This is a genomic window from Nocardioides humilatus (assembly GCF_008373755.1).
GTDB classification, from domain to species: Bacteria; Actinomycetota; Actinomycetes; order Propionibacteriales; family Nocardioidaceae; genus Nocardioides; species Nocardioides humilatus.
Genome location: NZ_VUJV01000008.1, coordinates 12,444 through 25,702 on the forward strand (window position 1 = coordinate 12,444; position 13,259 = coordinate 25,702).

Below are 13,259 nucleotides of genomic sequence, written 5' to 3' on the forward strand. Positions count from 1 at the left end.
GCGTTCCCGCTAGGGGACCTTCACCTTCGTCTCGCAGGTCGCGGCAGTGTCGGTGCCGTCGCCGCCGTTGCAGGTGTCGGTCCCGGCTCCGCCGATCAACGCATCGTTGCCGGCTGCGCCCAGCAGTGTGTCGTTGCCTGCCCTGCCCTCGAGCCGGTTGGCTGCACCGGTGCCCGTCAGGCGATCGCCCGCCTGGCCGCCCCAGGCGCGCTCGAACGCGCGCAGCGTGTCCGTGCCCGTCGACGTGCCTGTCGCCTGGGCCGCGGTCGACCCCAAGCTGAGCGTGACGGTCGTCGTAGCGGCGACATAGCTGGCCGTGTCAGTGCCGGCGCCTCCGTCGATCCAGTCGTTGCCGGCGCCGCCCTGGACGACGTCGTCGCCTCCGAGGCCGCACACCGTGTCGTTGCCGCCGGCGGCGTTGATCGTGTCGTTGCCGGGCGTGCCGAGGATGACATCGGCACGAGCGGTGGGCACCTGCCCCTTGCTCAGCTCGACGGTGACCGTCTGGCCGTTGCACCGCGCGGCCGGTGGGATCGCCGGCGGGGTGCCCCAGTCGGGGTCTTGCTTCAGGCCGGGGCCGGTCGTGATCGCTGTCTGGTCAGTGCCGTCGAGATCAGCCCGCCACACCTGCGAGCCACCCTCGTCCGAGACGTAGACCAGCCGGTCACCGGCGGGCGAGAACGCGCTCTGGAGCGCGTTGCCCGCCACGTCGACCACCTTGGTCGCGCTGGCCGGCCCAGCCTCGCTGTCGTCGACCCAGATGTCGTAAGGAGCGCTGTAGTCGAGGTTGGTCCGGCTGAAGGTGATCAGGCTGCCGTCGGGGCTGACGTCGACCGCCTCGTCGACCGGTCCGTAGGTGATCTCCTCGTCGAGCCCGCCCGGGGTCTTCGCGTAGACGTGCTGACCGCCGAAGATCGCATGGCTGTAGTAGACGCGCCCGTCCGGGTGGACCGACGGGTCGTAGCCGGCGACCACCGCAGTGGCCGCACCGCCGCCAGCGGGCATCCGCATGATCTGACTGCCGGTGTTGTCGGTGCGCACGTAGTAGAGCCAGGTGCCGTCCGGTGACCACGTCGGCTTGCTCGCCGAGGTGCCGGCTGGACTGGACGTCAGCGGCGTCGCGCCGGATCCGTCGTGGTTCATCACCCAGATGTTGGCTCCGGTCGCCTGGGTGCCTCGCGACCAGGCGATCTTGGTGCTGTCGGGCGACCAGGAGGGGAAGCCATCGGGAGCCGCGTCGTTCGTGAGCCGGCGGTCATCGGTGCCGTTCACGGCGATGCTGTGGATCTCGACGTTGCCGTCGGCCGTGGTGCTGTAGACGATCCGACCGGTCGGAGCGGGCGGATCCTCGTCGCCGGTGACCTCCCGCACCAGTCCGGCGAGGTCGGCGCGGGCAGCGAGCAGCGAACCGGCGCCGTGTCCGTCCTTGGCCCACGTGGCGTCGTACATGCGGTGGTAGAGACCGTCGACGATGGCGTCGACCTCGGCGCCCTTGCCGTGGTCCCGGAGGAATTGCAGGTACTCCCAGTCCTCGCGGCCGTCGCGGATCCGCTTGAGGCGGATCGACTCGATCGGGATGTCGTGGGTGCCGCCGATCCGGGCGGTGGTGCCGGGGTAGAAGAGCGTCCCGTCGCCGTTCATGCCGTCGAAGTAGGAGCCGCCGTCGTTCCAGGCGGTCGAGAGCCGTTGGACCGCTGCCCAGTGCAGCTCGCCGGTCGCGTCGAAGCGGTCGATGAACCACGGCATCGAGCGCGCCTGGTTGGCGGGTGCGTCGATGGCGTAGCCGGGGGAGCCGGTGTAGTTGTCGGGGGCGTAGAGCCAGTCGTTGTCGTCGCCACAGGCACCGGCGTTGCACGCAGTGACCAGCCAGAGCCGGTGAGCCGCGCTGGAGCCGAGGAAGGCGTCGTACTGACCCCTGGTGCCGACGGTGTTGTCGCGGTCGTTGTTGGGCACGATCTGGTCGAAGTACGGCGCGATCACGTCCATCGTCATCGCAGGGCCGCCGGCCGTCGCCGGGCGAGTGCCCGTGGCCGTACCTCCTCCGGCCGCCCAGTTGCCCCAGGAGCCGGACACGACGACGGGGCGGTTCCAGCCGTTCTCCGCGAGGTTCAGGTTGGTCGCGCAGACGTCCCACTTCGCGACGGTGTTGGCCTCGTCGCAGCCGTACCAGCGGAAGTCGCCCGCCCAGGCATCACCGGTCGAGGCGGTCTCCCAGCCGTCAGCGCAGGCCGTGAGGCAGTGGAAGTCGCGGTAGGCGTACTGCGAGACCGCGGTGAAGCGGGGAGCGGTCAGGTGGAAGTCGGCCGTCGCCGGGTAGGGGGCGCCGCCGCCCAGGAGCGGCCCCTCAAACGCGGTCTGCCAGTCGGCAGGGGAGTAGGCAGCGGGACTGCCTGCGTGGTTGAACCCGAAGCCGTTGGACAGGCTGATGCGGTTCTCGAGAGCGACCCGGGAGTACAGCGAGTTGAGCGTGCGCCCCGCGGCGGTGGTGGAGGTGCAGCCGTGGGCGACGCAGACGTGGTTGTTGCCGCCGTCGGCCGGCACCATGAACTGGCCCGGCAGGGTCGATGTCGCGGGCATCGTCCAGTTGAGGACCTCCAGCGTGACGGGCACGTCGGTGGTGCCTCCGGTGCTGGTGACCGTGATGCTGCCGTGGTGGACGTCGGCGCTCGCGCTGGTGGGCACGAAGATGTCGACCCAGACGGCGCCGCGCTCACCCGCCGGCACGACGATCGGGTAGATGTCGCGCGGTTCGTCGTAGATCAGGTCCCGCTCCGGGACGAGTGCGTCGAACCAGCGCCCCGTCGGGGTCCATGCGTTGGCGGGGCCGCGCGCCTCACCATCGGTGGGCTGGGCGTGGCCGGCGCCGGGCTGTTCGTCGATCACCGTGTAGGGCCACTCAGCGTAGACCTCGGCCTCGCCCCACGTCCCCAGACTCGCCGAGACGTCGGTGATGGTGGCCGGCCCGGTCACGACGAGCTGGACGGACTCGTACTCACCCCGTGCGGCGACGAGGTCGACCGACGACGCGAGTCCCGACGGCGCGATGTCCGGGCGGATCACGGTGACCGAATCGGCGACGCCGACCGTCGGACCTACCGCCTGTGACGGCGCCGGCACCCCCAACGCAGCGACGGCCGTCGCGACCACGACCGACATCGAGTACCCAGCGCGCACCAGCGACGTACGTCGCATCACTACCCCCCACCGATGAACATGTCCGGCCCGAGCCGCGAGCGTCCGACGGTAGTCGCGATCAGGCGGAGCCGTGGGAGATCGTGTCCTTCAGGAAGCCACGCGCGCCCAGGAAGGTCTCGAGCGACTCCCGGTGCTCGTCGCAAGCCAGCCAGACCTTGCGCCGGTCGGGCGTGTGGATGCGCGGGTTGTTCCACAGCAGCTGCCAGGTCGCGTCGACCCGGCAGCCCTTGGCCGAGCAGAGGTCCGGACCGGCTTCGGGGGCTTCGCTCACTTCTCGCCCAGCTGACGGTCGCTGCGGCTGTTGCCCAACAGGGGGAGCTCGTCGGTGCGTGAGTTGGCCGCGTTGGCCCCGACCACGGCGACATAGGGCAGCACGATCGCCGCGAGGATCAAGAAGGGCCACAGCCAGTTGACCCCGGCCATGCCCGCGATCGCCGCCCCGATGAAGCAGACGGTGCGGATCGACATCGAGATGATGTAGCGACGCTGGCGCCGGGCCAGGTCGGCCTGGGCGGTGGACCCGGCCGTCGTGATCCGGATGGGGGCGTCGGACATGCCTGCAGCCTACGCCGCGGGCCGGCGGTGCAGCAGGACTAGGGTGCTCCCATGAGCAACCGCACCTACCGCGTCACTGAGATCGTCGGCACCTCGCCCGACGGCATCGACCAGGCCGTCCGTAACGGCATCGAGCGCGCCGGGAAGACACTGCGCCACCTCGACTGGTTCGAAGTGATCGGCACCCGCGGTCAGATCAAGGACGGACAGGTCGAGCACTTCCAGGTGACGATGAAGGTCGGCTTCCGCCTGGAAGACGACTGAGCTTTACTCGCCGGTCACAGACTTTGTCGGGTCCCTACAAATCTTCCCGGCGAGTTTGCTGCGTGCTGGCGGCGAGAGTGACCCCGCCTGACGGCTAGCGTCGAAGGCGTGAACTCCTCGTCTCCCACTGAGCCCGCCGCTGAGCCGCGCTCGGTCCTGATCACCGGCGGCAACCGCGGCATCGGACGCGCCATCGCCGAGGCGTTCCTGGCACAAGGCGACAAGGTCGCCGTGACCACGCGCAGCGGCGGCGCGCCCGAGGGTGCGCTCGAGATCAAGGCGGACATCACCGACCCGGCCGACATCGAAGCGGCGTTCGCTGTCGCCGAGGCGGCCCACGGCCCCATTGAGATCCTGGTCGCCAACGCCGGCATCACCGCCGACACCCTGCTGCTGCGGATGTCGGACGAGGACTGGTCGTCGGTCATCGACACCAACCTCACCGGTTCGTTCCGCCTCGCCAAGCGCGCTGCCAAGAGCATGCTGCGCCTCAAGCGCGGCCGGATCATCTTCATCTCGAGCGTGGTCGGCCTCCTCGGGTCGCCCGGCCAGGTCAATTACGCGGCCTCCAAGGCCGGACTGGTCGGGATGGCCCGCTCGATGGCCCGTGAGCTCGGCTCGCGGTCGATCACCACCAACGTCGTCGCCCCCGGCTATGTCGAGACCGACATGACCGCCGTGCTGAGCGACGAGCAGAAGGAAGGGATCCGCGCACAGATCCCCCTCGGGCGTTACGCACGCCCTGAGGAGGTCGCCGCAACGGTGACGTGGCTTGCCGCCCCCGAGGCGGGCTACGTCACCGGTGCGGTGATTCCTGTCGACGGCGGACTCGGAATGGGGCACTGACATGACTGCGACCAAGGGAAACCTGCTCGAGGGCAAGAACATCCTCGTCACGGGCGTCACGCACGACACCTCGATCGCGTTCGCGGTCGCCCGCTTCGCGCAGGAGCAGGGCGCGACCGTGCTCATCTCCAACTTCGGCCGGGCCCTGCGGATCACGCAGCGGATCGCCAAACGGCTCCCCGAGCTGCCCCCGGTCCTCGAGCTCGACGTGACCGACCCCGAGCACCTGGCCGCGCTGCCGGCGATGGTGCGAGAGCACCTCGGCGAGGACGCCACGCTCGACGGCGTCGTCCACTCCATCGCCTACGGCAACCCGGAAACGCTGCTCGGCGGCAACTTCCTCGAGGGCCCGTGGGAGGACGTCGCGCAGGCGGTCCAGGTCTCGGCCTTCTCGCTGAAGTCGCTGGCTGTCGCTGCCCGCCCGCTGATGCCTGCGGGGGGATCGATCGTCGGTCTCACCTTCGACGCGACAGTCGCGTGGCCGGCGTACGACTGGATGGGCGTGGCCAAGGCCGGCCTCGAGTCGACCTCCCGCTACCTCGCGCGCGACCTCGGCCCGCAGGGCATCCGCGTCAACCTGGTCTCCGCCGGCCCGCTGCGCACGCTCGCGGCCAAGGCGATCCCCGGGTTCGGCGACCTCGAGGACATGTGGAAGACCCGCGCACCGCTCGGGTGGGACAACACCGACACCGAGCCCACTGCTCGCGCGGTCGTTGCACTCCTGTCCGACCTGTTCCCGGCTACGACGGGCGAGATCGTCCATGTGGACGGCGGCTTCCACGCGATGGGCGCCTGAGCCGACTGCTGGCCCACCGCTGGCCCACCCAGGTCATCACTGCCCACACGGTGAGGACGACGGCGATCTCCTCGAACACGTACCACGGCCACGGGCCGAAGAGGTCGAGGATCGAGCCGTCCGGCTTGCGCTGGAGGTAGCCGTAGTTGGTGTCGGCGACGTGGTTGAAGGAGGCGGTCACGACCGCCCAGCCGACGGTCGTGGCGACGGCTAGGCCGTAGTCGCGCCACTGCGGCACCTTGCCGAGCCCGATGACGAGGTAGACGGCCGCCCACACGATCAGCAGGTGCAGCGCCCAGAACGCGAAGTAGCGCGGGTCGGGGAAGTCCTCGCCCAGCGACGGCGTCACGACGCCCTGGATCGTGAGGGTGAGGCCCCAGAAGAACGTCAGCGCCACCGGGTAGGCCCGGTGGGACCACAGGGCCCAGGTCGTTGCGACCCAGGCGAGGTCGCAGAGGTGGAGCGGCAAAGTGGTGTCGATGTCGAAGTCGGTCAGGACGTCGTAGAGCTGGAACGGCACCGTGACCGCCGGCACCAAGAGCGCGGCCGAGCGGCTGAACCGCGTCGGCCCTGGCGCCGTCCGGTGGCGGCGTCCGAGCCAGACCGCACCGACCAGTCCGAGGGCGAAGATCGCCAGCGGCACCAGGTGGGTCGTTCCGTACGACGGCACGTGCTCATCCTGAAGCACGACCCGTACTCTTCTCGCGTGGACACCCCTCACCGGCTGGTCGTCGTGCGACACGCGAAGGCCGAGGCCTACGGGTCGACCGACTTCGACCGGGAGCTCGCGCCGCGCGGGCTCGGGGACGCCGCCGCTGCCGGCGCCTGGCTCGCCGAGCAGGGAGTGGGCGCCGATGCCGCGCTCGTCTCGGCCGCGGCGCGGACCCGGCAAACCTGGGAGGTCCTGTCCGGAGCGGCCGGTTGGGACGTCGCAGCCGACTACGACCGATCGCTCTACGGAGCCGACGAGGACGGTGTCCTCGACCTGGTCCGGACTACCGACGAGACCATCGGCACCCTCGTGGTCGTCGGCCACAACCCGACGATGGGCCTCCTTGCGCAGCTCCTCGACGACGGAGAGGGCGAGCCGGCCTCGGTCGACCTGCTGATGCAGGGCTACCCGACCAGCGCGTGCGCCGTCTTCGACATCCCCGGCGCTTGGGCCGACACGGCCATGGGTCGTTGCCGGCTCAGCTTGTTCAACGTCGGGCGCGGCAAGGACACACGCGACAACAGTTAGATCGGGGGAGCGGGGGTGACGATGCCGTCGGCGGCGTCGGCGGCCTCGATCTCCTCGCGGCTGATGCCGAGGAGATACATGATCGCGTCGAGGTAGGGGATGTTGAGCGCCGTGTCGGCGACCTCGCGCACGACGGGCCGGGCGTTGTAGGCGATGCCGAGACCGGCGGCCTCGAGCATGTCGAGGTCGTTGGCGCCGTCGCCGATCGCGATCGTGGCCTCTTCAGAGATCCCGAGGTCGGCGGCGAACTCCCGCAGGGCGTTGGCCTTCCCGGCCCGGTCGATGACGTCGCCGACGACGTCGCCGGTGAGCTTGCCGTCCACGATCTCGAGGGTGTTGGCCCGGGCCCGGTGGATGCCGAGGTCCTCGGCGAGCCGGTCGGTGATCTGGCTGAAGCCGCCCGAGACGATGGCGAAGCGGTAGCCGAGCCGGCGCAGGGTCCGCACCAGCGTGCGCGCTCCGGGGTTGACGACGATCTCGTCGTAGACCTTGTCGATCACGCTGGCATCGAGTCCGGCGAGCAGCCGGACCCGCGCGCGCAGCGACTCCTCGAAGTCGAGCTCGCCCCGCATCGCCTTCTCAGTCACCTCGGCGACAGCGGCTTCGTGGCCGGCGTGCGCAGCCAACATCTCGATGACCTCGCCCTGGATCAGGGTGGAGTCGACATCCATCACGATGAGCCGTACGCCGTGGCGCAGCAGCGTGGCCGGCTGCACGGCGACGTCGATGCCGAGCGCGGCGGCCTCACGAGCGAGCTGGCTGCGCAGGGCCACCGGGTCGGCGCCGGAGACGTCGAGCTCGATGGCGGTGACGGGGTAGCGCGCCATCCGCTCGATCCGGTCGATGTTGCCGCCGAGGTCGGCGATGCGGCCGGCGATCGCGGCCATCGCCGCTGCCTTGAGCGGTGAGCCGATCACCGTGACGTGCGACCGACCACCCCGACGGGTCTTGTTGTCGCCGGTGCCACGCTCGATCTCGACACTCATCCCGAGATCGGCAGCAACGGCCTCCACGTTGCGGCGGAGCCGCTTGACGTCGCGCGGTGCCGTGACGAGCACACCGAGCACGAGGCGTCGGCGCAGCAGGATCTGCTCGAGGTCGATGACGGTCACGCCGGCGTTCGCGAGCTCGCGGAAGATCGCGGAGGTGACCCCAGGCCGGTCCTTGCCCGTGAGGGTGATCAGCAGCGTGTCATCAGGTGTCGTCATCGCGCGACGAGGCTAGTCGGTCCGGTCACGTCTCGGGCCATCCGTCCGGCGAACAGGCGGCTGCAAGAGCGTGTCGAGCAGTCGTGCCCAGCGGCACCAGCACGGCGCGCCGGGCCGCGATCTCTCCGGTGCTGACCGCGCCGCCCTCGCTGTCGAGCGCCAGGTCGACGACCGCCAGGAGGTGGAGAGCGCGGCGGGCGACGTCGGCCGCGCGGTCGGGCACCCCGGGCGGCGCGACGAGCGGCTCGCCGTCGCGCAGGTCGTGGAGCGCGTCGGCGACCTCGGGACGCCACGCCGCGACGTCGAGCCGCGCCAGGCCGTTGGCGGCCGCCAGCAAGGTGCCGCGCAGCGAGCGGTCGGCCTCGCCGAGGTCGGGCGGTCGCCTCCGGCTCGCGGAGTACGACGACCACTCGACCGCCTGCCCGACCTGCACCGGCACCCAGCCGATGCCCGGCTCGGCGAGGACGCCCAGGGCAACGACGGCCTCGCCGGCGTCGGTCGCTGCCATCGAGAAGTCGGGCGGCCCGGCGAGGCCGCAGGGGTCCCCGGGCGCGGGGAAGGCGGCGCCGAGAGCGGTCGCACACGCGCGGCGCAGGTCCACGGTCACTTCGAGCAGCGACCGGGACCCGGTCGGGCCAGCGAAGACGTGGGTCGTGTCGTCGCCCAGCACGCCGTCGACGTAGTCGTCGGGGTTGATCAGACCGCGCAGGAACGACGTCCCCCACCACGCGAGCCGGCCCGCTGCCGGCATCTCTGTCGTCACGGCGGGGGAGCCTAGTCGCGTGGGTGCCACCTTCGGTAAGGCCACCCTCACGTCGCTGCCTCAGGTCGATAGGGTGAGCGCATGTCCGCCGTCCTGGAGCTCGCCGAGGTCACCATCCGTCGGGGCGACGCCGTGTTGCTCGACCGGGTGACCTGGGTCGTCAAGGACGGCGAACGCTGGGTGGTGCTGGGCTCCAACGGCGCGGGCAAGACGACGCTGCTGCAGGTCGCGGCAGCACAGATGTATCCGACCTCCGGCGCGGTCGGCGTCCTCGGCGAGCTGATCGGCACCGTCGACGTCTTCGACCTGCGCCCGCGTATCGGCCTCACCAGCGCCGCGCTGGCCGAGCGGATCCCGCGCGACGAGAAGGTCAGTGACGTCGTCGTCTCGGCCTCCTACGCCGTGGTCGGCCGCTGGCGCGAGCACTACGACGAGCTCGACCACGAGCGGGCCGCCGCCCTGCTGCGCGAGGTCCGCGTCGAGAAGCTGGCCGACCGCACGTTCGGCACCCTGAGCGAAGGCGAGCGCAAGCGGGTCCAGATCGCCCGGGCGCTGATGACCGACCCCGAGCTGCTGCTCCTCGACGAGCCGGCCGCCGGTCTCGACCTCGGTGGTCGTGAGGACCTCGTGTCGACCCTGTCCGTGCTCGCCTACGACCCCAACTCCCCGGCGACCGTGCTGGTCTCCCACCACGTGGAGGAGATCCCGCCGGGCTTCACCCACGTCCTGATGCTGCGCGAGGGCCGGGTCATGGCCTCGGGCCCGATCGACACCGCGCTCACCGCCGAGGCGCTGTCGGCGACGTTCGGGATGCCGCTGGTGCTCGAGCGCCACGAGGGTCGGTTCGCCGCGCGCCGCCGGCTCCACCGGGGATGAGCCTGCTCGAGCTGGCTGCGGTCCTCCTCGCAGGTCTGTGGGCCGGCACGATCAACACGGTCGTCGGATCCGGGACACTCATCACCTTCCCGACGCTGCTAGCGCTGGGCGTGCCGCCGGTGACCGCCAACATCAGCAACAACATCGGGCTGGTGCCCGGGTCGGTGGCCGGAGCCATCGGCTACCGGCGCGAGCTCACCGGCCAGCGCTCGCGGGCGAGGCGGCTGCTCGTCGCCTCGGTGAGCGGCGGTGTGGTGGGAGCCTGCCTCCTGCTGGTGCTGTCGGCGGGCGCGTTCGAGGCCGTGGTGCCGGGCCTGATCCTGCTGGGCGTCGTACTCGTGATCCTGCAGCCGCGCCTGTCCCGTGCCGTGGCCGCACGCGCCGAGAAGCGGGCTGCTGAAGGCGACCAACCCGTTCGCGACGGCGCCTGGTGGGTGTGGCCGGCGACCCTGGCAACCGGCGTCTACGGCGGCTACTTCGGCGCGGCCCAGGGCGTGCTGCTGATCTCGGTGCTGGGCATCGGTATCAACGACTCGCTGCAGCGGCTCAACGGCCTCAAGAACATCCTGGTGGCCAGCGTCAACGGCGTGGCGACCGTGATCTTCGTGCTCGTCGCCGAGCTGGGCCTGTTCGGTGTCGAGGTCGACATCGACTGGCTGGTCGCCCTCGTGCTCGCCGTGGGCGCGGTCGCCGGCGGGTTCCTCGGCGCCTCGGTCGGCCGCCGGCTTCCGCCGGTGGCGCTCCGGGCGATCATCGTCGTGGTGGGGCTCGTGGCCGTGGTCACCATCCTGCTCAACTGACCGACCCGTCCTGACAGAATCCGTGCCATGAGGGAGACCCGATGAGCATGCCGCCCTGGGGCGAGGAGCCGTCCGCGGACGCGACGCCACCCCCGCCGCCCCCGCCGCCGTCCAACCCCTATGGACAGCAGCAGGCCATGCCCTACCAGCCCTACGGCGGCGCTCCGTCGCCGTACACGCCCTTCCAGGCGACGCCCCAGACCAACGGGCTCGCGATCGGGTCGCTGATCGTCAGCATCGCGAGCATCGTGCTGTGCTGCGGCTTCCCGGGCATCGTCGGAGCGATCCTGGGCCACATCGCCCGCCGGCAGATCAAGGAAGACCCCAACCAGACCGGCGAAGGGCTGGCTCTCGGCGGCATCATCGTCGGCTGGGTGGCCTTCGTGCTGTCGCTGGTCGGAGTCGTGCTGTGGATCCTGATCGTCGCCGTCGGCGTCTTCGCCGGGTCGTCGGTCGATGACTGCTCGACCGACAGCGACGGCTACTACGTCTGCGACTGAGCCAGCCGCCGATCAGGTGCGGGTCAGCGCTCGGAGGCGATGAGCGCCGCGGCGCCCGAGCCCGCCGCGCCGAGCGCGACGATGGTCAGGGTCGCGCCGGCGAACTTCGGCACGTCCTGACGCGCCAGGCCGATCGCACCGGTGATCGCGTCACCGCTGTCGACCGCGATGCCCGCCTTGAGCATGGTGCGCCGCACCTCGCCCTTCGCCATCAGGGTGAGGGCGCCGAGGGCGATCTCACGGACGCCGAACATCCGGGTGAAGTAGCCCATGTGCGGGTTGGCCTCGGGGGAGACGCCGAAGACCTTCGCGGTGAGCTGGGGCGAGGCGATCGAGCTGACGCCGATAGCGATGCGGCCGAGTGAGAGGCCGAGGGCGGGATCCATGGTGGCGACCCTAGAGGACGCGGAGCACGTAGGCGTCCAACCACAGTCGGATCTCCTCGTAGGCGCGCTCCCGCGCCGCGGGACGCGACAGCACCACGTCATGCATCGCCCCCGGTACGGCGACCGAGGTGACGTGGCTGCCGAGCGAACCCGCCCACCGACGGATCTGGCGCACGTCGAGGACGATGTCGCAGGAGTGGGCGCGCTCGTCCATCGTGGTGGTGAACGCTGACCGGTCCGACGAGAGCACGAGGACGGGACAGTGGATGGCGAGGCCCTGGTGCACGCGGGCGTGGCCGGCCCGGATGGCGCGGAGCCAGCCGAACCGGACGGGGAAGGACTCGACCGGCTTCCAGGTGAGGTCGAACTCCCACTCGCCGGCGTGGTCGCGGTGCAGGCTCTTGGCGTAGACGCCGCTCACCTCGCGGGTCAGCACCCGCATCGGCTGACGGCGCCCCAGCTGACCGAGAGCCAGATTGGCTGCGGGGGAACGCATCCACGACGGGCCCTGGAGGTCGAGCCAGGGCGAGTTGAGCACCATGCCGACCAGCTCAGCGGGCTTGCGGGAATCAGCCCACAGCGCGACGACGAGGCCGCCGGTCGAGTGGCCGGAGATGATCACCTCGGTGTGCCCGTCGCGCTCGGTGATCCGCTGCCAGGCGAGGTCGAGCTCGGCGAAGTACTCCTCCAGGTCGGCGACGTAGGTGGCCGTCTGGTGGGGGCGGATCGAGCGGCCGTACTTGCGCAGGTCCAGCGCATACATGTCGTGGCCACGCTCGAGCCACCACTCGCCGTAGGACGCCTGGAAGAAGTAGTCGGCGAAACCGTGCACGTGCAGCACCGCACGCGTCGTCTGCCCTCCAGCCGAACGGCTCACGAGGGTCGCGACGACCTCTCCCTCGCCGTCGGGCGGGAGCGGAATGGTCTCGGCCTGCCAGGGGGCGCCGAGGACGTCGGTCGAGGACATGGCGCAAGTGTGCCCGAGTCGGCAACGCCGTACGGCCAGCCGTTCAGCATCTAGGGTGACCAGGTGGACGAGGCCTTCCTGAGCGGTTTGCGCGACCTGCTCCAGGAGCAGTGCCGGGTCCCCGAGCTGCCGCGCGGTTGGCGCTGTACGTCGGCGATGCTCGCTGCGCACGGTTTCGCCTACGGCGGTGACTTCTTCGTCGCCGACCGGCGCCTGTCCGACGACGGTCGCGACCGTCTCGAGATGGTGTTGGTCGACGTGTGTGGCAAGGGCGCGACCGCGCTCCCGGATGCGGTCCAGCTCGCCGGCGCCCTACGCGGCCTCCTGACCGCAGTGCCCGAGGCCCAGGTCCTTGCCGCGACGAACACCTACCTGCTGCGTCTGCCGTCCGACGAGAGCATCGCGACAGCGGTGCAGGTCAGCGTCGACCTGTCCAGCGGCCGCTACACGGTGCGGAGCGCGGGTCACCCCCCGGTGCTGCGGTGGACCGGGACCGACTGCGAGCTAGCCCTCGACAACGCCCGCGGCACGGCCCTGGGAGTCGTCGAGGATCCGGAGCTGGACATCAGCGAGGGCATCCTGCTGCCGGGCGACGCGCTGGTCTTCTACACCGACGGCGTCGTCGAGCGTCCCGACTCCGACATCGACACGGGCATTTCGTGGCTGCTCTACGCAGCGCGGCGAGCGCTCACGACCGCCCCCGTGGCCGACCTGCCGGCGCGCATCCTGGAGCAGGTCGCGCGCGGCGACGACGACCGCGCGGTGCTCGTCCTGACCCGGGAATAGCGTCCAGTTGACGCCGGTTGTGCTCAGTGGTTGCCATGTCAACTAGACTGGCCCCGAACTGAGAACGAGGAGCGTGG

General features: G+C 70.7%; 16 protein-coding genes. 8 read left to right on the forward strand and 8 right to left on the reverse strand.

Annotated elements, in window-relative coordinates:
* Positions 1 to 9 precede the first annotated feature (9 nt).
* The 3 genes from F0U44_RS19400 to F0U44_RS19410 form a co-directional block, all read right to left on the reverse strand.
* The gene (locus tag F0U44_RS19400; RefSeq protein WP_149730039.1) at positions 10 to 3,192 is read right to left on the reverse strand and encodes a glycoside hydrolase domain-containing protein; all 3,183 of its coding nucleotides are present in this window, start codon (positions 3,190 to 3,192) and stop codon (positions 10 to 12) included.
* Positions 3,193 to 3,253: 61 nt separating this feature from the next.
* Positions 3,254 to 3,466: an acetone carboxylase gene (locus tag F0U44_RS19405; RefSeq protein ID WP_149730040.1), complete on the reverse strand. Its 213-nt coding sequence runs from the start codon at positions 3,464 to 3,466 to the stop codon at positions 3,254 to 3,256.
* Positions 3,463 to 3,750 (reverse strand): DUF3099 domain-containing protein, encoded by a 288-nt coding sequence (locus F0U44_RS19410; RefSeq protein ID WP_149730041.1) that lies wholly within the window; start codon positions 3,748 to 3,750, stop codon positions 3,463 to 3,465. The genes F0U44_RS19405 and F0U44_RS19410 overlap by 4 nt, the downstream gene beginning before the upstream one ends.
* A gap of 51 nt (positions 3,751 to 3,801) precedes the next feature.
* Here F0U44_RS19410 and F0U44_RS19415 point away from each other — a divergent pair, with 51 nt between their 5' ends.
* The 3 genes from F0U44_RS19415 (at position 3,802) to fabI (ending at position 5,656) form a co-directional block, all read left to right on the forward strand.
* On the forward strand, positions 3,802 to 4,014 hold the full coding sequence (locus F0U44_RS19415; protein ID WP_149730042.1) for a dodecin: 213 nt from the start codon (positions 3,802 to 3,804) through the stop codon (positions 4,012 to 4,014).
* A gap of 108 nt (positions 4,015 to 4,122) precedes the next feature.
* Positions 4,123 to 4,860, forward strand: a complete 738-nt coding sequence (gene fabG, locus F0U44_RS19420; protein ID WP_223163760.1) for a 3-oxoacyl-ACP reductase FabG — start codon at positions 4,123 to 4,125, stop codon at positions 4,858 to 4,860.
* 1 nt (position 4,861) lies between these two features.
* On the forward strand, positions 4,862 to 5,656 hold the full coding sequence (gene fabI / locus F0U44_RS19425) for an enoyl-ACP reductase FabI (RefSeq protein ID WP_149730043.1): 795 nt from the start codon (positions 4,862 to 4,864) through the stop codon (positions 5,654 to 5,656).
* On the opposite strand, the gene F0U44_RS19430 is transcribed toward fabI, so the two are convergent.
* On the reverse strand, positions 5,601 to 6,344 hold the full coding sequence (locus F0U44_RS19430) for a YwaF family protein (RefSeq protein ID WP_149730044.1): 744 nt from the start codon (positions 6,342 to 6,344) through the stop codon (positions 5,601 to 5,603). The two genes, fabI and F0U44_RS19430, sit on opposite strands and share 56 nt — an antisense overlap.
* 18 nt (positions 6,345 to 6,362) lie before the next feature.
* On the opposite strand from F0U44_RS19430, the gene F0U44_RS19435 reads away from it, so the two are divergent.
* Complete coding sequence (locus tag F0U44_RS19435) at positions 6,363 to 6,896, forward strand: SixA phosphatase family protein (protein ID WP_246160671.1); 534 nt, start codon at positions 6,363 to 6,365, stop codon at positions 6,894 to 6,896.
* On the opposite strand, the gene serB is transcribed toward F0U44_RS19435, so the two are convergent.
* Both serB and F0U44_RS19445 read right to left on the reverse strand, forming a co-directional pair.
* On the reverse strand, positions 6,893 to 8,104 hold the full coding sequence (serB, locus tag F0U44_RS19440) for a phosphoserine phosphatase SerB (protein WP_149730045.1): 1,212 nt from the start codon (positions 8,102 to 8,104) through the stop codon (positions 6,893 to 6,895). The two genes, F0U44_RS19435 and serB, sit on opposite strands and share 4 nt — an antisense overlap.
* A gap of 25 nt (positions 8,105 to 8,129) precedes the next feature.
* The gene (locus tag F0U44_RS19445) at positions 8,130 to 8,867 is read right to left on the reverse strand and encodes an Rv1486c family protein (protein WP_149730046.1); all 738 of its coding nucleotides are present in this window, start codon (positions 8,865 to 8,867) and stop codon (positions 8,130 to 8,132) included.
* A gap of 81 nt (positions 8,868 to 8,948) precedes the next feature.
* Here F0U44_RS19445 and F0U44_RS19450 point away from each other — a divergent pair, with 81 nt between their 5' ends.
* From F0U44_RS19450 to F0U44_RS19460, 3 genes are read left to right on the forward strand one after another with little or no spacing between them, the layout of a single operon-like run.
* On the forward strand, positions 8,949 to 9,743 hold the full coding sequence (locus F0U44_RS19450) for an ABC transporter ATP-binding protein (protein WP_149730047.1): 795 nt from the start codon (positions 8,949 to 8,951) through the stop codon (positions 9,741 to 9,743).
* Positions 9,740 to 10,543, forward strand: coding sequence for a sulfite exporter TauE/SafE family protein (locus F0U44_RS19455; RefSeq protein WP_149730048.1), 804 nt, complete (start codon positions 9,740 to 9,742; stop codon positions 10,541 to 10,543). The genes F0U44_RS19450 and F0U44_RS19455 overlap by 4 nt, the downstream gene beginning before the upstream one ends.
* 41 nt (positions 10,544 to 10,584) lie before the next feature.
* Positions 10,585 to 11,043: a DUF4190 domain-containing protein gene (locus tag F0U44_RS19460; protein ID WP_149730049.1), complete on the forward strand. Its 459-nt coding sequence runs from the start codon at positions 10,585 to 10,587 to the stop codon at positions 11,041 to 11,043.
* A gap of 23 nt (positions 11,044 to 11,066) precedes the next feature.
* Here the strand turns inward: F0U44_RS19460 and F0U44_RS19465 are convergent, their stop codons facing one another.
* Both F0U44_RS19465 and F0U44_RS19470 read right to left on the reverse strand, forming a co-directional pair.
* Positions 11,067 to 11,429: a DUF4267 domain-containing protein gene (locus F0U44_RS19465; RefSeq protein ID WP_149730050.1), complete on the reverse strand. Its 363-nt coding sequence runs from the start codon at positions 11,427 to 11,429 to the stop codon at positions 11,067 to 11,069.
* 10 nt (positions 11,430 to 11,439) lie between these two features.
* Positions 11,440 to 12,396: an alpha/beta hydrolase gene (locus F0U44_RS19470; RefSeq protein ID WP_149730051.1), complete on the reverse strand. Its 957-nt coding sequence runs from the start codon at positions 12,394 to 12,396 to the stop codon at positions 11,440 to 11,442.
* A gap of 63 nt (positions 12,397 to 12,459) precedes the next feature.
* On the opposite strand from F0U44_RS19470, the gene F0U44_RS19475 reads away from it, so the two are divergent.
* Positions 12,460 to 13,182 (forward strand): PP2C family protein-serine/threonine phosphatase, encoded by a 723-nt coding sequence (locus F0U44_RS19475; protein WP_149730052.1) that lies wholly within the window; start codon positions 12,460 to 12,462, stop codon positions 13,180 to 13,182.
* The last annotated feature ends 77 nt before the right edge of the window (positions 13,183 to 13,259 follow it).